The 16,987-nt window shown below is 72.0% G+C and carries 11 protein-coding genes and 3 pseudogenes; all 14 read left to right on the plus strand.

Features of this window, described 5'->3' with window-relative positions; genetic code table 11:
• Nucleotides 1-11 precede the first annotated feature (11 nt).
• The 14 genes and pseudogenes from ACHMXE_RS11490 to ACHMXE_RS11555 all read left to right on the plus strand — a co-directional run bounded on the left by ACHMXE_RS11490 (nt 12) and on the right by ACHMXE_RS11555 (nt 16,723).
• Nucleotides 12-1,595, plus strand: a complete 1,584-nt coding sequence (locus ACHMXE_RS11490) for a TolC family protein (protein ID WP_395346073.1) — start codon at nt 12-14, stop codon at nt 1,593-1,595.
• Between the two features lie 39 nt (nt 1,596-1,634).
• Nucleotides 1,635-2,765 (plus strand): efflux RND transporter periplasmic adaptor subunit, encoded by a 1,131-nt coding sequence (locus tag ACHMXE_RS11495; RefSeq protein ID WP_395346074.1) that lies wholly within the window; start codon nt 1,635-1,637, stop codon nt 2,763-2,765.
• A gap of 16 nt (nt 2,766-2,781) precedes the next feature.
• Nucleotides 2,782-4,215: an efflux RND transporter periplasmic adaptor subunit gene (locus ACHMXE_RS11500; protein ID WP_395346076.1), complete on the plus strand. Its 1,434-nt coding sequence runs from the start codon at nt 2,782-2,784 to the stop codon at nt 4,213-4,215.
• Nucleotides 4,216-4,228: 13 nt separating this feature from the next.
• A complete protein-coding gene (locus tag ACHMXE_RS11505) occupies nt 4,229-6,388 on the plus strand; it encodes a site-2 protease family protein (protein ID WP_203207406.1) in 2,160 nt (719 codons plus the stop codon).
• Nucleotides 6,389-6,548: 160 nt separating this feature from the next.
• Complete coding sequence (gene gspG, locus ACHMXE_RS11510) at nt 6,549-6,998, plus strand: type II secretion system major pseudopilin GspG (protein ID WP_395346078.1); 450 nt, start codon at nt 6,549-6,551, stop codon at nt 6,996-6,998.
• Nucleotides 6,995-8,035 (plus strand): type II secretion system minor pseudopilin GspK, encoded by a 1,041-nt coding sequence (gene gspK / locus ACHMXE_RS11515; RefSeq protein ID WP_395346079.1) that lies wholly within the window; start codon nt 6,995-6,997, stop codon nt 8,033-8,035. Before gspG ends, gspK begins: the two co-directional genes overlap by 4 nt.
• Nucleotides 8,032-9,222, plus strand: a complete 1,191-nt coding sequence (gene gspL / locus ACHMXE_RS11520; RefSeq protein ID WP_395346080.1) for a type II secretion system protein GspL — start codon at nt 8,032-8,034, stop codon at nt 9,220-9,222. The genes gspK and gspL overlap by 4 nt, the downstream gene beginning before the upstream one ends.
• Nucleotides 9,223-9,230: 8 nt before the next feature.
• The gene (gene gspM / locus ACHMXE_RS11525; RefSeq protein WP_395346081.1) at nt 9,231-9,881 is read left to right on the plus strand and encodes a type II secretion system protein GspM; all 651 of its coding nucleotides are present in this window, start codon (nt 9,231-9,233) and stop codon (nt 9,879-9,881) included.
• 11 nt (nt 9,882-9,892) lie between these two features.
• Nucleotides 9,893-10,657, plus strand: a pseudogene (locus ACHMXE_RS11530) (secretin N-terminal domain-containing protein); the annotation flags it as partial.
• Nucleotides 10,658-10,944: 287 nt separating this feature from the next.
• Nucleotides 10,945-12,507: pseudogene (gene gspD, locus ACHMXE_RS11535) on the plus strand (type II secretion system secretin GspD); the annotation flags it as partial.
• A pseudogene (gene gspE / locus ACHMXE_RS11540) lies at nt 12,504-13,944 on the plus strand (type II secretion system ATPase GspE). The pseudogenes gspD and gspE, both read left to right, overlap by 4 nt.
• 8 nt (nt 13,945-13,952) lie before the next feature.
• Nucleotides 13,953-15,158 carry a type II secretion system inner membrane protein GspF gene (gene gspF, locus ACHMXE_RS11545; RefSeq protein WP_395346082.1) on the plus strand — a complete coding sequence of 402 codons (1,206 nt, stop codon included), beginning with the start codon at nt 13,953-13,955 and terminating at the stop codon, nt 15,156-15,158.
• 561 nt (nt 15,159-15,719) lie between these two features.
• Nucleotides 15,720-16,562, plus strand: a complete 843-nt coding sequence (locus tag ACHMXE_RS11550; RefSeq protein WP_395346083.1) for a substrate-binding domain-containing protein — start codon at nt 15,720-15,722, stop codon at nt 16,560-16,562.
• Complete coding sequence (locus tag ACHMXE_RS11555; protein WP_395346084.1) at nt 16,559-16,723, plus strand: hypothetical protein; 165 nt, start codon at nt 16,559-16,561, stop codon at nt 16,721-16,723. The genes ACHMXE_RS11550 and ACHMXE_RS11555 overlap by 4 nt, the downstream gene beginning before the upstream one ends.
• Nucleotides 16,724-16,987 lie beyond the last annotated feature (264 nt).

Here is a 16,987-nt window from a genome sequence, read left to right on the forward strand (position 1 = left end):
AGACGTCCGCCATGCCATCGATCCAACGCACGACCCGCACGACCCGTCCACGCGCCGCCGCTCCTGCCGCCACATCGAGGCTGCGCGCCGCCGCTCTCGCCGCCGCCTCTATCGCCGTGCTGGCGGGCTGCAGCGTCACGCCCGCGCCGCTGACCAAGACCGAGCTGACGCTGCGCGTGGACCGCAACCTCAAGTCGCTGACGGCCGACCAGGAGCCGGTGGGCGGTGCGATCGGCCTCTACGAGGCGATGGCGCGCGCGCTCAAGTACAACCTCGACTACAAGGTCGCGATGATGGAGGAGGCGGTGCGCGGCCGCGAGCTCGACCGGGCGCGCTTCGACATGCTGCCGCAGCTGGTGGCCAATGCCGGCTACAACGGGCGCAGCAACGACAGCGGCGCGAGCAGCCGTTCGCTGCTGACCGGGCGACAATCGCTGGAGCCCTCGACCTCGTCGGAGCGCCAGACCACGGCGGCCGACCTGAGCCTGAGCTGGGACGTGCTGGACTTCGGCGTTTCGTACGCGCGCGCCAAGCAGACCGCCGACCAGCGGCTGATCTCGCTCGAGAACCGCCGCAAGGTCGCCAACCGCATGGTGGAGGACGTGCGCACCGCCTATTGGCGCGCCATCAGCGCCGAGCGGCTGATCCGCAAGCTCACGCAGCTGTCGGGCGACGTCAACAACGCGCTCGGCGACTCGGAGGAGATCGCGCGCCGGCGCACCACCAGCCCGCTGGCCGCGCTGACCTACCAGCGCGACCTGATCGACGTGCAGCGCCAGATCCAGGCGCTGCAGCGCGAGCTGGTGATCGCCAAGGCGCAGCTCGCCGCGCTCATGAACCTCGCGCCCGGCACCGAGTTCTCGCTCGTGGTGCCGCAGCGCAGCGCGCTGTCGACCGAGTTCTGCCTCTCGGGCGAGGGGATGGTTCGCGCGGCGCTGGAGAACCGCTCGGAGCTGCGCGAGATCGCCTACCGGCTGCGCATCAACGAGAGCGACGGCACGGTCGCGCTGCTGCGCAACCTGCCGAGCGTGCGTGCCTTCATCGGCACCAACTACGACTCCAACGACTTCCTCTACAACAACAACTGGTCGGGCGTGGGCGTGCGCGCGAGCTGGAACCTGGTGAGCCTGTTCCGCTATCCCGCCGACAAGCGGCTGATCGAGACCCAGGCCGAGTGGCTGACCGAGCGCGAGCGCGCGCTGACCATGGCCATCATGACCCAGGTGCACGTGAGCCGCGCGCAGTTCGCGTTCGCGCGCCAGTCGCTGATCACGGCCGGGCGCTACTCGGAGGTGCAGGGCGGCATCACCACGCAGATGCAGTCGGCCTTCAAGGCCAACCAGGAGAGCCGCCAGCGCGTGATCCGCGAGGAGATGAACGGCCTGCTGGCCGAGGTGCGCTACGACCTGGCCTATGCCGACATGCAGAACGCCTTCGCCAACGTCTACAGCGCGATCGGCCTCGACAGCTTCACGCCCGAGGTCAGCAGCCGCGACTCGGTGGCGCAGCTCGCGGGCGGGCTGCAGCGGCTGTGGCAGAGCCGGCAGCACACGACCGGTGCCACCGCGGCCGCGGCCTGCGGCGCGGCGTCCTGACGCGCGACTTCTCTCATTCCACCACCGGGCCCTCGCTCCATGAACCTCGACGATCCCACCCCCGAGCCGTCCCGCAGCCCCTCGCCCGACCGCGCGCGCTGGCGAACGCTGGCGATCGGCGCCGCCTTCGCGGTCGTGCTGGTCGCGATCGCCTGGGGCTACCTGGGCGGAGGCGGGGCGAAGAAGCGCGAGGCGGTGCCGCCGGTGGCCGCGGCGCCCGCGCCGACCCCGGCACCGGCACCGGCACCATCATCCGCACCTGTGGCAACCGCGGCCAAGCCCGCGCCCGCCGCCGAACCGGTCGTGGCGCCGGGCACCGCGCTCGCCGCGATGGCGCCGCCCGCGGCGCCGTCCACGCCCGCGCCGCCCGCGGCCGCCACGCCGCCCCAGGGCACCGGCAATGCCGCCGCCGTCGCCGCGGCCGCCGCCCCCGGCGCGCTGGCCGCGATCGCGCCGGCCGATGCACCGCGCGCCGATGCGAGCGCGGTGCGCGGCGTGGTCAAGCCCAAGGACGAGGTGCTGTTCTCGGCCAAGATCGCCGCGCGCATCGCGCAGATGCCCTTCAAGGAGGGCGAGCGCTTCCAGAAGGGCGCGGTGCTGGTGGCCTTCGACTGCTCGCGCATCCGCGCCGAGGCCAATGCCGCCTGGGCCGCCAACCGCGCGAGCCAGACCATCCTCAAGCAGAGCCAGGAGCTCGACCGCTACGAGGCCATCGGCAAGAGCGACGTGCAGATCGCCAAGGCCAAGGCCGAGCAGACCGGCGCCGAGGCGACCGCGCTCGAGGCCCAGATGCGCGACTGCACCATCGTCGCGCCGTTCTCGGGCATCGTGGTGGAGAACATCTCGCACCAGCACGAGAACGCCGCGGCCGGCAAGGAGCTCACGCGCGTGCTCAACGACAGCGAACTCGAGATGCACCTGATCGCCCCCTCGGCCTGGCTCGGCTGGCTCGCGCCGGGCAGCCCCTTCAGGTTCAGGATCGACGAGACCGGCCGCAGCTACGAGGCCAAGGTCACCCGGCTCGGTGCCGCGGTCGACCCCGTGAGCCAGACGGTGCGCGTGGTCGGCCAGTTCGCGGGCGGCCGCGAGGCGGTGCTGCCCGGCATGAGCGGCAGCGCGGAATTCGCGCAGAACCCGGCCTCGCGGCAGCGCGCGCAGGCCACCCCATGAGAAGGCGGACAGCACCATGAGCGCAGCACCTTTGGGAGATGGTCCCGCAGGCCCGTCACCGAAGCCGGCACAGGCGGCGCCGGCCGGCGCGCGCGTGGTCGACGCCACGCCGCGCTTTCGCGACGGCACGCTGGTGTTGCTCGAGCTCGAGGCCGAGATCCGGCGCCAGCAGACCGAGAAGGAGCTGGTCTTCCACCTGCTCAACGAGGCCAAGCGCATCCTGCCGTTTCGCCAGGCCTTCTGCCTGCGCCGGCGCCATGCGGACGCGGCCTTCCAGGTCATCGGCGTGTCGAGCCTGGCCGCGGTCGACCGCAACGTGCCGCTGATCCGCTGGATCGAGCGGCTGGTGGCGAGCCTGCCGGCCGAGGCCTCGCGCACCGAGGCGCCGCTGGCCTTCGGCCGCGAGGCCTACGTCGACCCCGAGGAGCGCGACGCGGCGGCCTATCCGTTCGCGCATGCGCTGTGGCTGCCGATGCGCATGAAGGACGGCGATGCGCTCGGCGGCGTGCTGCTGTTCGCGCTCGAGCCCTGGAGCGAGCCGCAGCAGAAGGTGGCGCGCCGGCTGGCCGAGACCTATTCGCACGCCTGGGGCGCGCTGACCGGGCCGACCCGCTTCTGGGAACGCTGGCGCTTCGAGCGCCGCACGCGCTGGCTGATCGCCGCGGCGGTGCTGCTGGCCTGCATCTTCCCGGTCTCGATGAGCGCGCTGGCGCCGATGGAGGTGGCCGCGGCCGACCCGGCCGTGATCGCCGCGCCGCTCACCGGCGTGGTGGCCGAGATCCTCGTGCCGCCGAACACGCCGGTGAAGGCCAACCAGCCGATCCTGCGCTTCGAGGACACCAAGCTGCGCAACGAGCTCGAGCTCGCGCAGCGCAAGATGCAGGTGGCGACCGCGCGCTTCGCGAGCACTTCGCAGGCCGCGATCGACAGTGCCGACGCCAACCGCGAGGTGGCGATCAACAAGGCCGAGCTCGACCTCGCCACCGCGCAGTACGACTATGCGCGCGACCTGATGGCCAAGTCGGTGCTCAGCGCGCCGGTCGACGGCATCGCGGTCTACAGCGACCGCCGCGACTGGCAGGGCCGGCCGGTGGAGACCGGCCAGCAGATCATGAAGATCGCCAACGCCGAGCGCATCGAGTTCAGCATCTTCCTGCCGGTGCAGGACAGCATGCTGATCGAGGACGGCGCGCGCGTGAAGATCTACCTCGACAGCGATCCGCTGCGCCCGATCGAGGCCCACCTGCTGCGCGCCGGCTACCAGGCCGAGAAGACCGACGGCAGCACGCTGGCCTTCCGCCTTGCGGCGCGTGCCGACGATGCCCAGGCCCTGCACCAGCTGCGCATCGGCACGCGCGGCACCGCGCAGGTCTACGGCGGCAAGGTGCCGCTGCTGTTCTACGTGCTGCGCCGCCCGATCACCGTGGCGCGCCAGACCCTGGGCTGGTAGGAGGCCGTCGCCCATGGCCCCCAAGCCCGCCATCGCCCAGGGCGAACTGCCCGACGACGCGCTGCTGCCCGAGCTGCGCGAGGAGCTGCGCTTCGACCGCAGCTCGCCGCTGCTCGACGGCGCGCCGAGCTGGAGCATCTTCGACCCGGTGCGGCATGCCTACTTCCAGATCGGCCAGGTCGAGCTCGCGCTGCTGTCGGCCTGGCGCGGCCGCACGGTCGGCGAGATGCGGCGGCTGTTCGCGCAGCAGCAGGGCGCCGAGCCCGAGCCCGGCGCCATCAAGGCGCTGCTGCAGTTCCTCGCGAGCAACAACCTCACGCGCGCGCCGCTGGGCGACGCGGTCAAGAGCCTGAGCGCCCAGGCCCGGGCGCACGACCAGGCGTGGTGGAAATGGCTGCTGCACCACTACCTGTTCATCCGCGTGCCGCTGGTCAAGCCCGACCGCTTCCTGCGCCGCACCGTGCACTGGGTGGCGCCGCTGTTCACGCGCGGCTTCGCGCTGCTGATCGTCGCGCTCGGGCTGGTGGGTCTGTACTTCGTCTCGCGCCAGTGGGACGAGTTCCTGCACACCTTCCCGTACTTCTTCTCGCTGCAGGGCATCGCGATCTACGGCCTGAGCCTGGCCTTCACCAAGACCCTGCACGAGCTCGGCCATGCCTATGCCGCCACGCGCTACGGCTGCCGCGTGCCGACCATGGGCGTCTCGTTCCTGGTGATGGTGCCGGTGCTCTACACCGACACCACCGACACCTGGAAGCTGCGCTCGCGCAAGCAGCGGCTGCTGGTCGACGGCGCCGGCGTGCTCACCGAGCTGTGCCTGGCGAGCATCGCGACCTTCCTCTGGGCCTTCCTGCCCGACGGGCCGGTGCGCAGCGCCGCCTTCGTGATCGCCACCACGAGCTGGATCAGCACGCTGGCGATCAACCTGAGCCCGTTCATGCGCTTCGACGGCTACTACTTCCTGTCCGACATGATCGGCGTGCCCAACCTCAGCAGCCGCTCGCAGGCCTTCGGCCAGTGGCAGCTGCGCGAGTGGCTGTTCGGCCTGCGCTCGCCGATGCCCGAGCCGGTGGCGCCGCGCACCGCGCGCCTGTTCGCCTTCTTCGCCTGGGCGACCTGGCTCTACCGCTTCTTCCTGTTCCTCGGCATCGCGCTCGTGGTCTACCACTTCTTCTTCAAGGCCGTGGGCATCTTCCTGTTCGCGGTCGAGATCGGCTGGTTCATCGTGATGCCGGTGGCGCGCGAGCTCGGCCACTGGTGGCGCATGCGCGAGCGCATCGTGCCCGGGCGGCGCGGCATCGCGAGCCTGGCGATCCTCGGCGCGCTGCTGCTGGCGGCCTTCGTGCCGCTCGACGTCAACGTCAAGGTGCCGGCCGTGCTCGGCGCCACGCGCGAGGAGCCGGTGTTCGCGCCCGAGGCGGCGCAGGTCGCCGAGCTCAAGGTGCGCCCCGGCGAGCGCGTGCGCGAGGGCCAGGTGCTGTTCACGCTGGCCTCGCCGATGCTCGAGCAGGAGCAGCGCGAGGCGCGCATCCGGCTCGCGCTGCTGCAGGCGCGGCTCGCGCGTTCGGTGGCCGACAAGATCGACCGCGCCCAGACCCAGGAGCTGCTGCGCGGCGTGGTGGCCGAGCAGGAGAACCTCAGCGGCCTGGCCAAGCGGCGCGCGCTGCTGCAGGTGAAGGCCCCGTTCGCCGGCACCGTGGCCGACTACGACGCCGAGCTGCATCCGCAGCGCTGGATCACCGGCAAGCAGCTGCTGGCGCGCATCGTCGACGAAGGCGGCGCGCAGGACCTGCGCGGCTATGTCGAGGGCCAGCATGCCTGGCGCCTGCGCGACGGCGCCGTCGGCCGCTTCGTGCCCGACGATCCGCGCCAGGCCAGCTTCGAGGTGCGGCTGGTGGGCCTGTCGTCGGTCGCGGCCGAGGAGATCGATTCGGCCTACCTGCAGTCGGTGCACGGCGGCCCGATCGCGGTCAACGTCACCGACAAGGGCAAGGCGGTGCCCAACCAGAGCCAGTACCCGCTGCTGATGCGGCCGCTGGAACCGCAGCGCGACGCGATCTACCTGCACCAGATCGTGCGCGGCGTGGTCACGCTCGACGCGCAGGGCGAGAGCTTCTTCGCGAAGGTGGCGCGGCAGGTGTTGCGGGTGCTGGCGCGGGAGAGCGGGTTGTGAGGGCGGTGCGAGCCGCACTGTGGCCCGTTCGTGTGAAGCCGGCGTGACGACGAGGCCGCGCGGGCGCGCGCGCCAAGCTCCCGAGGATTTTCAATCGGACTGACATCTGCCGCTGCGAGCATGGACCGGACCGCTGAAGTCCAATGTTCGGGAGCGAAAGATGACCGCAGTTTCAAGCCGTCGCCGCACGGATCGGCAGACCCGTCTTGAGGCGGCCTTCACCCTCATCGAACTGATGGTGGTGCTCGTCATCATCGGCGTGCTGGCGGCGCTGATCGTGCCCAGCCTGATGGACCGTCCCGACCAGGCACGCGCCACCGCGGCGCGCCAGGACGTGGCGGCCGTCATGCAGGGGCTGAAGCTCTACCGCCTCGACAACGGCGCCTACCCGAGCGCCGCGCAGGGGTTGCGCGCCCTGATCGAGAAGCCCTCGGCGGGCAAAGTGCCGGCCAACTGGCGCCCCTACCTGGAACGGCTGCCCGCCGACCCCTGGGGCAATGCCTACCAGTATCTCAACCCCGGCACCCGCGGCGAGATCGACGTGTTCTCGCTCGGCGCGGATGGCGAGCCCGGCGGCGAGAAGGCCAACGCGGACATCGGTTCCTGGTGATCGCGGGCCCACACGTGCGCGGCTCGATCGTCATCGCGGCAAGGGGGCACCGCGCGCGGCAGCGCGGCATGGCGGTCGTGAGCGCGCTCTTCATCGTGGCGCTGATCGCCGCGCTCGCCGCCGTGATGATGAACCGCCAGAGCGCCGCGATCCGCGACACCCAGGGCGAGCAGTCGCGGGTTCAGGCGCGCTGGCTGCTGCGCGGCGAACTCGGCGCGGCGCAACAGCTTCTGCGCGCCGAGGCCACGCGCGATCCCACCACCCGGCTCGACGGCGCCTGGAGCCGGCCCTCGGTGCGGCCGGCCGGCGGCCTGCTGGCGGTGGAGGGCGGCGCCCGCCTGGTGAGCGAGATCAGCGACGAACAGGGCAAGTACAACCTGCGCAACCTGGTCGAGCGCGGGCGCATCGACCCGATCGAGCTCGGGATCTTCCAGCGCCTGTGCGCCTCGCTCGGCGTGCCGGCGACCGCATCGCAGGCAATCGCGCGGCGCATCGCGCTGAGCTTCGGTGACGACGAGTCCGCCACCTCGGGGAGCTTCGCGGCGCAGGAAGGCGCGGTCGATCCGGCGGCCGCGGCCGCCGCGTCGCTGGGCCTGCCGCTCGACCTGCCGCGCCAGCCCAGGGCGCCGCGCCCGCGCGCGGTGGAGGACCTGCTCGCCACTGCCGGCGTCGACGCCGCGGCGGTCGCCAGGCTGGCTCCCTTCGTCACGGTGCTGCCGTTTCGCACCTGGATCAACGCCAACACCGCGAGCGCCGAACTGGTGGCCGCGGGCGTGCCGGGCCTCTCGCTCGAACGCGCGCGCGAACTCCTGGCCGCGCGCGACCGTGGCCAGTGGTTCATCAACACGGGCGATTTCTCCAACCGACTCCGGATGCCGGAACTCGACGCCCTGGCCCTGCGCATCGGCGTCACCAGCAACTGGTTCCGCGTGGCCAGCATGCTCGAGACGCCGCGCACGAAGTTCTTGCAGACGGTGCTGCTGCTCGACGACAAGGCTTCGCTGCCGCGCGTGATGTGGTTGCGGGAGGGCGCATGAAAGCCCGCCCCGTGCAGCGCCTGCGGCTGCGGCTGCCCGCATGGGCGGGCGAGGGCGGCGGCCCGGTGCTGGCGCACTGCGGCTGGCGCGCGGAAGACGGCAGCTGGCACGACGAGGGCGAGATGGCGCTGGCGGCCATCGCCGGGCTCTTCGCGGCCCAGCGCGTGGAAGCGGCGCTGCACCCGGCCGACACGCCGATGCGGACCTTCGTCCTGCCGCCGCTCACCGGCCGCCGGCTGCGCGAGGCCGTGCTGGGTGCCGTGGAACCCTGCGCGCTGCAACCGGTGGAACAGCTCGTGGTGGCCTTCGGCCCGCGCGATGCGCGCGGCCAGGTGCCGACCGCCTGGGTGGCGCGCGACACCATCGAGGGCTGGCGCGTGCTGCTGCATCGCCACGGTCTGCCGGTGCGCGAGCTGCACCTGCCGACCGCCTTCCTTCCCGTGGCCGCCGAAGGCGCGACGGCCTGGCCCATCGAGCGCTGGCTGATCGTGCGCATGGGCACGGCCCAGGGCTTCGTGCACTGGCTGCCCGAGGGCGAGGACCGCGCGCTGGCGCTCGCCGCGCAGGCGGGCGATGCGGCGCCGGAGGCGATCCGATGGCTGGACGACGAGCCGGCGGATGCCGCGCACTGGTCGGGCGAGGGCTGGGGCTGGGCACTGCCCGCGGGCGAGGCAGCGAGCGATGGCATGGCCGCCTCGCTCGCGCTGCCCGCGCTGGGCTGGGGGGCGCTCGCGCTCGTGGTGTGGCTGACCGTCCTCAACGTGCAGGCCGACCGCCTGGCGGCACGGGGGCAGGGCCTGAAGCGGCAGATGGCGGCGCGCGTGCAGGCCGCCTTCCCCGACATCCCGGTCGTGGTCGATCCGCTGAAGCAGGCGCGCCAGCACAAGGATGCGCGCGCCGCCGGCGACCTGCCCGCCACCGGGAGCGACTACGCGGGCCTTTCGCAGGCCGCCGCGAGCCTGCTGGCCGAGGTGCCCGCGGGACAGGTGCAGCGGCTCGACTACGCCGCGGGAACGCTGCGCCTGCGCTGGCGCGAGGGCGGCGCGCCGGTGGGCGAGGCATGGCGTGCGTTGCAGGCCCGGGGCCGCGAACGAGGATGGGTGCTCGAGGGCGATGCGGCCGAGCTGCGCCTCGGTGTCGCGGTGGGCGACAAGGCTGCGGCGCCGGCGGCACAGGGCGGCCCATGACGCGGTCCATGAACGCCGTCCCGCGGCGCCTGCACGCGCTGGCCGGCCGATGGCATGCGGCGGCACAGCGGCTGCGCGCGGGCAGCGCGCGCTGGCGCGCCTTGCCCGCGCGCGACCGCCTGGCGGTGGGCATCGCGGCGCTGGTGATGGTGCTGGCCCTGCTGTGGCTGCTCGCGGCCCAGCCCGCGCTCGAGCGGCGCGCGCGCTGGCAGCGCGAACTCCCGCTGTTGCAGGCCCAGTCCGCCGAGCTCGAGCGGCTGCTGGCCGACGTGCCCTCGGCACGTCCGCTCGACGCACCGCGGCGCGGCGGCACGGCGGATGCCGACGGCCTGCGCGAACCGCTCGCCGTCGGGCTCGACCGTGCCGGCCTGCGCGGCCTCTATCGCATCGACGCCGTCGTCGCCGATGCGCCCGGCGCCACCGGCAAGCCGGCCCCGGCCAAGACCTGGCGGATCGAATTCGACGCACCCGTTCCGCCGGGACGCGTGCTTTCCTGGCTCGCGGAAGTCGCCGCGCGCGGCGACCTCGAGGTCGGCGCCGCGATGCTCGAGCGTGTCGCACCTGTCGCTTCCGGGAACGGCGGCGATGGCGGGGCGCAAGGCAGCGTGCGCGGCCGGGTGGACCTGCGGTCCACCCAACTCATCAAGGACGGTCAGTGATGCGAGATCGAATGGGCCCGGCATGGCGCCGATGGGCAACGGCGTGCGGCCTGGCATTGGCCGCCGCGGGCAGCGGCGCGGCGCCGGCCACGGACACCCAGGGCGTGGCGGCCGCCGCCGCGCCACAGCCCGCGCGCGGCGGTCGCGACGAGCGCGTGGTGCTCAACTTCGTCGATGCCGACATCGCCTCGGTGGTCTCGGCGCTGGCCCGCTTCCTTGGACGCAGCTTCCTGTTCGACCCGCGCGTGAAGGGCCAGATCACCCTGGTGTCCGAAGGCGAGGTGTCCGCGCCCACGGCCTACGCGATGCTGTCCTCGGCCTTGCGCATGCGCGGCTTCGCGATCGTCGACGTGGGCGAGGTGAGCCGCGTCGTGCCGGTGGCCGACGCGAAGCTGCAGGGCGGCAGCGTCAACACCCGCAGCCCCGGTGGCGGGCTGGCCACGCGCACCTTCCGGCTCGCCTACGAGGACGCCGAGGCGATGCTGCCGGTGCTCAAGCCGTTGATCGCGGCCGAGAACAGCATCGCCGCCTATCCGGCCAACAACACGCTGGTGGTGACCGACTACGTCGACAACCTCGAGCGCCTGGCGCGCATCATCGAGAGCATCGACACGCCGACCTCGCTCGACGCCGACATCGTCAAGCTGCGCAACGGCGTGGCCACGGACGTGGCCGCGCTGGCGTCGGAACTGCTCGAAGGCAGCGGTGGCGAGAAGGGCCGGCGCGACATCATGGTGCTGGCCGATCCACGCTCCAACAGCATCGTGATCCGCTCCAGCAGCCCGGGACGCACGGCGCTCGCGCGCGAGCTGATCGCCAAGCTCGAGAACGCGCAGAGCGATCCGGGCAACCTGCACGTGGTCTACCTGCGCAACGCACAGGCGGTGAATCTCGCGGGCGTCCTGCGCGGACTTCTGACCGGCGAATCGCCGGATAGCGCCACCAGCGGCAGCGGCTCGGTGCGCGCGGCACTCGGCGCGGGCGGCATGCTCGCGGGCGCCGGGGCCGCGAACAGCGGCGGCACGGCGGGAACGAACGGCACCGGGGGAGCAGCGGCGGCAACACCTCGGGCGGCAGCAACGGCAGCCGCTTCGGCGGCGGCGTGTCCGGCACCGCGGGCGGCACCGGCGGCCGTGGCGGCTCGGCGAGCGGTGGCGGCCTGGGCGGCGGCGGCGGGGCCACCGCGTTCTCCGCGGGCGGCGTGACGGTGCAGGCCGATGCCACCACCAACACCCTGCTGATCGCCGCGCCCGAACCCATGTACCGCAGCCTGCGGCGCGTGATCGACACGCTCGACCAGCGGCGCGCGCAGGTGCTGGTCGAAAGCCTGATCGTCGAGGTGACCGAGACCGATGCGGCCGAGCTCGGCATCCAGTGGATGGCCACCGGCCGCAACGGCCAGGTGATCGGCGGCGCGAACTACGGCGCGGCCGCGCTCAACGCGGCCGCGCGCAATTCCATCGAGGCCTTGCCGCGCGGACTCAACATCGGCATCGTCGACGGCACCGTCAACCTGCCGGGCGTGGGCGAGATCCTCAATCTCAAGATGCTCGCGCGCGCGCTGCAGGCGAAGAACGGCGCCAACATCCTCTCGACCCCGAACATCCTCACGCTCGACAACGAGCCCGCGTCGATCATGGTGGGCAAGACCGTGCCTTTCGTGAGCGGCCAGTACATCACCAACGGCACCACCAACAACAACCCGTTCCAGACCATCCAGCGCGAGGACATCGGCCTGAAGCTCAACATCCGCCCGCAGATCTCCGAGGGGGGAACCGTCAAGCTCGACATCTACCAGGAGGTCTCGAGCATCGACGAGCAGAACTCAGGCCTCTCGGGGATCGTCACCAACAAGCGCGCGCTCGACACCAGCGTGCTGGTGGACGACGGCCAGATCATGGTGCTCGGCGGTCTGATGGAAGACAGCGTGACCCACGGCAGCGAAGGCGTGCCGGTACTCGGCGACGTGCCGGTGCTCGGCAGCCTGTTCCGCTACGACAAGCGCCAGCGCGCCAAGACCAACCTGATGGTGTTCCTGCGGCCCTACGTGATCCGCGACGCGAACGCGGGCCGCGGCCTCACGCAGGACCGCTACGACTTCATGCGCATGCAGCAGGGCCGCGTGCGGCCGCCCGCGCGCGGCCTGCTGCCCGGCATGGGCGCGCCCGCGTTGCCGCCTTCGGACGTGCCGGTGGCCGCGCGCACGCGCTCGCTCGACCTGCGGCCCGAAGGCTGGGAGCGCACACGCGAGCAGGCGCCGCCCGCCACCCTCACCGACAGTGCCGTGCGCCAGCGGCCCGCGCCGCCGCCGCAGGCCGCCGAGGACGCGGTGCGCACCCGGCTTCCGCTGGGCCTGACCGTCGCCTCCGATCCTTCGGCGCTCTACGGGGGAACCAACGACAAGGTCACGGTGATCCAGATCGCCGATGTGCGCGCCGACCAGGATGCGCAGCGCATCGTCCAGCGCGTGCGCATCAGCGGCATCGCCGCCTATGTGGTCGGCGGGCCCGGCGGCGAGGGCAACCTGGTGCGTACCGAGGTCGCGCGCGACCCGCAGGCCGTGGACAACGCCATCGCGCTGCTGCGCGAACTGGGCTTCCGCCCGGAACTGGTGATCTCCCCATGAGCCCCGCGCTTCCCCACGCCTGGGCGCGCAGCCAGCGCATCGTCCTGCAGCCGGCCGACGAGGCGGCGGCCGAGGGCGCGTGCATCGTCGTCTGCCGCCGCACGCCGGGCTGGGCCGTGGCGGAGGTGCGGCGGCGCTTCGGCGCGCTGCCGCTGCACCAGGTCGGCGACGGCGAGATGGACCGGCTGCTCGAGCGCGGCTACGCCGAAAGCGACGATGCCGCCTCGGTGGTGGGGGGCGGTCGAGCAGCAGGTCGACCTCGACCGCCTGATGCAGGACATTCCGGCCGTCACCGACCTGCTCGACGCCCAGGACGACGCGCCGGTGATCCGGATGATCAACGCGCTGCTGGCGCAGGCCGCGCGCGATGGCGCGAGCGACATCCATCTCGAGTCGTTCGAGACCCATTCGGTGGTGCGCTACCGCGTCGATGGCACGCTGCGCGACGTGGTGGCGCCGCGCAAGGCGCTGCATGCGGCGCTGATCTCGCGCATCAAGATCATGGCGCAGCTCGACATCGCCGAGAAGCGGCTGCCGCAGGACGGCCGCATCACCCTGCGCGTGGGCGGCCGCCCGATCGACGTGCGCGTGTCGACCGTACCCACCGCGCATGGCGAGCGCGCCGTGCTGCGCCTGCTCGAGAAGGACGCTGGCCGCCTACAGCTCGAGCGCCTGGGCATGGCGAGCGACACCCTGGCCGAGCTCACGCGGCTGGTGCGGCAGCCGCACGGCATCGTGCTGGTCACGGGGCCGACCGGCAGCGGCAAGACCACCACGCTCTACGCGGCACTCGGCCAGCTCGACCTGTCCACGAGCAACATCCTCACCGTCGAGGATCCGGTCGAGTACGACCTGCCGGGCATCGGCCAGATCCCCGTCCACGCGAAGATCGGCATGACCTTCGGCGCCGCCTTGCGCGCCGCGCTGCGGCAGGATCCCGACAACATCATGATCGGCGAGATCCGCGACCTCGAGACCGCGCAGATCGCGGTGCAGTCCTCGCTGACCGGGCACGGCGTGCTGGCCTCGCTGCACACCAACGACGCCGTGTCGGCCGTCACGCGCATGAGCGACATGGGCATCGAGCCCTTCCTGCTGTCGTCCTCGCTGCTGGGCGTGCTCGCGCAGCGCCTCGTGCGCCGTCTCTGTCCCGAGTGCAAGACCGCGCACCCGCAGGCCGACGGGTGCACCGTCTACCGGCCGGCGGGCTGCCCCGCCTGTGGCCACTCGGGCTTCAAGGGCCGCACCGGCATCCACGAGCTGTTCGTGATCGACGACGAGATCCGGCGCCTGATCCACCAGGGCGGCGACGAGCAGGCCATGCGCGCCGCCGCGGCGCAGCGCGGCATGCGTTCGATGCGCGAGGATGGCCAGCGCTGGGTCCGCGAGGGCGTGACCACGGCCGAGGAGATCGTGCGCGTGACGCGCGACGCCTGAGCTTCGCCATGGCACGCTTCGAGTTCGAGGCCGCGAACGGCGCGGGCGAGATCCAGCGCGGCAGCGCCGAGGGCGAGTCCGCCCGCGCGGTGCGCGCGCAGTTGCGCGAGCGCGGCCTGACGCCACTGCAGGTGCGCGAGGCCACGGCCGGCGGCGGCGCCTTCTCCTTCCTGAACCCGGCGCTCGGTGCCGCCGACCTGTGCTGGGCCACGCGAGAACTCGCGAGCCTGCTGGGCGCGCGGCTGCCGCTCGAGGCGGCGCTGGTCGCCACCATCGAGCAGGCCGAGCGTCGGCATGTGGCCGAGGCGCTGCGCGCGGTGTGCGATGGCGTGCGCGCCGGCATGCGGCTGGCCGACGCGCTCGGCGAGCGGCCGCGCGACTTCCCGGCGATCTATCGCGCGCTGGTGAGCGCGGGCGAGGACTCGGGCGACCTCGCGCGCGTGATGGAACGGCTGGCCGACTACCTCGAGAACCGCGACAACCTGCGCGGCAAGGTCCTGACCGCCTTCATCTACCCGGCCGTGGTCGGCTTCGTCTCGCTGTGCATCGTCGTCTTCCTGCTCGGCTACGTGGTGCCGCAGGTGGTGGGTGCCTTCGCGCAGGCGAAGCAGGAGCTTCCCGCGATCACGCGCGCGATGCTGGCGGCCAGCGCCTTCGTGCGCGAATGGGGCTGGCTGAGCGCGGGCGTGCTCGCGGCCGCCTGGATCGCCGCGCGTGCCGCGTTGCGCGACGCGACGAGGCGCATGCGCTGGCATGCCGCGATATTGCGCATGCCGGTCGCGGGCCGCTTCGCGCTCGGCGTCGACACCGCGCGCTTCGCCTCCACGCTGTCGATCCTGATGGATGCCGGCGTGCCGCTGCTGCGTGCGCTCGAGGCCGCGCGGCAGACGCTCGGCAACGAATGGATCAAGCGCTGCGTGCTCGAGGCCACCGGCCGCGTGAAGGAGGGCACGCCGCTCGCCGCCGCGCTGAAGGCGCAAAAAATATTTCCCTCGAACCTCGTCCACCTGGTCGCCAGCGGCGAGAAGACGGGAGCGCTCGCGGCGATGTTCGAGCGTGCCGCGCAGAACCTCTCGCGCGACCTCGAACGCCGCGCGATGCGACTCACCACGCTGCTCGAACCCCTGATGATCCTTGGCATGGGCGGCGTCGTGATGGCCATCGTGCTGGCCGTGCTGATGCCGATCATGGAGATGAACCAGATGGTGCGCTGAGGACAAAAGTCCTCGCGCGATCGTCTTCGCGCGATCTCGCGTGTTGCCGGATGCAGCGCGAACTCGGGAGTTCTTCACCGCGTCTTCCCGAGCTTTTTTCGGCCTGCTGTCACCCCCCGAAAAGAAGATTCATGGGTCGCCAGGAAGGCGGCACAGGTAGCGAGGAGGCAGGCGGATTCGATGGCCCCATGGGGCCTCGCGCGGCACCTGTCTCTGCCAGCTCAAATCTTTATTGGTCAATGCAAAGGAGTTTCCCAATGCGTGCAATGTTCAAGCCGGTCGCGATCGCGGCCGTGATGGTGGTGGGTGTTCTGGCCGCCGGTGCGGCGTCGGCCCAGATCGCGGTCGGCGGTGGCGCGACCCTGCCCGAGCTGCTGTATGACGATGCCCTGCCTAGCGGCGTGGGCCTCACCGACTTCAGCTACACCGGCACCGGTTCGGGCGCCGGCAAGACGGCCTTCTTCACCAACAACGCGACCGGCTTCAAGAACGAATCGCTGGCCACGACGCCCGCCTGGGGCGCGACCCCAGTCGGTGCACTTCGCCGGCAGCGATTCGCTGATGACCGCCGCCGAGCGCAACAGCTACACCAACGACGTGTTCCCCGCCGGCGGCACGCAGACCCGCCAGGCCGCCTGGGGCCGCCAGATCCAGCTGCCGACGGTGGCCACCTCGGTGCTGATCCCCTACAAGCGCACCGGCGTCTCGACGCTGAACCTGACGGACGCCCAGATGTGCGCCGTCTTCGCCAACAAGCCGCTGATCACCACCACCCAGCCCAACCTGATGTGGGAACAGGTGCTCGGCACCGCGACGACCGCCAACCCCGGCACGAACCTCGTGCGCGTGGTCTATCGCAGCGAGACCAGCGGTACCACCGAACTGCTGAGCCGCTACCTGGTCGAAGCCTGCCCGGGCGCCGGCTTCGTGGTGTCCAACAGCTTCACGACCGCCGTGGCCGGTGCCCTGAGCGCCGCGACGGGTTCGAGCGCCATTCCCGCCCACTGGGTGGCAGTGACGGGCAGCAGCGGCATGTCGGGCGCCTTCGGCACCGACGGCCGCGTCGGCTACCTGAGCCCCGAACCGCTCTACACCGGCAGCAACAACGCGGTCGTCGCCCGCATCAACGGCAACCTGCCGTCGTCCAGCGCGATCAAGACCCAGCTCGCCGGCACGTCGCTGCCGGTCGGCGGCGCGTCGCAGTCGACCGATCCGCTGGCATGGGTTCCGGCCTATTCCAAGCCGGCCTCGGGCTATCCGATCTTCGGCACCACCAACATCCTGGTGAACCAGTGCTACAAGGACGCCGCGGTGCAGACCAAGGTCCGCAACTTCCTCGCGAAGATCTATGGCCTGCCGGCCATCGGCGCCAACCCGCCACGCTGCCGGACTCGGCGACCATGACCAAGGTTGCCAACCACAACTTCATCGCGCTGCCTGACGGCTCGGTGGGCACCAACAACTGGAACACCCAGATCAAGAACGTGTTCCTGAACCCGAGCAGCCCGCTGGGCATCGGCAACACCAGCGTCTGCGCCAGCGTCGGCCGTCCGCTGACGAACTGATCCACGGCCGTAGCGTGGCCAGGCTGCCGGCGCGTCCGGCGGCCATTCCGCCTCGGGGAGAACGCCGCGCACGACGCGGCCGGATCCTCGGGGCTTTCTCCGTTTTGCCTTCCACGTACCCAAGGAACACCGCCGCGATGCAACCCTCGCGTTCGCGCCGATCCGGGGTGACACCCGCGCCCGGCCTCCATGTCACGCGAGCGTCACCGCCGCGAACTAACGTCGACCGCGTACCGAGCAGTCCACGCGGTCCCGGATCGTCCG

The organism is Variovorax sp. UC122_21, from assembly GCF_044056785.1.
In the GTDB taxonomy this organism is placed as follows: Bacteria; Pseudomonadota; Gammaproteobacteria; order Burkholderiales; family Burkholderiaceae_C; genus Variovorax.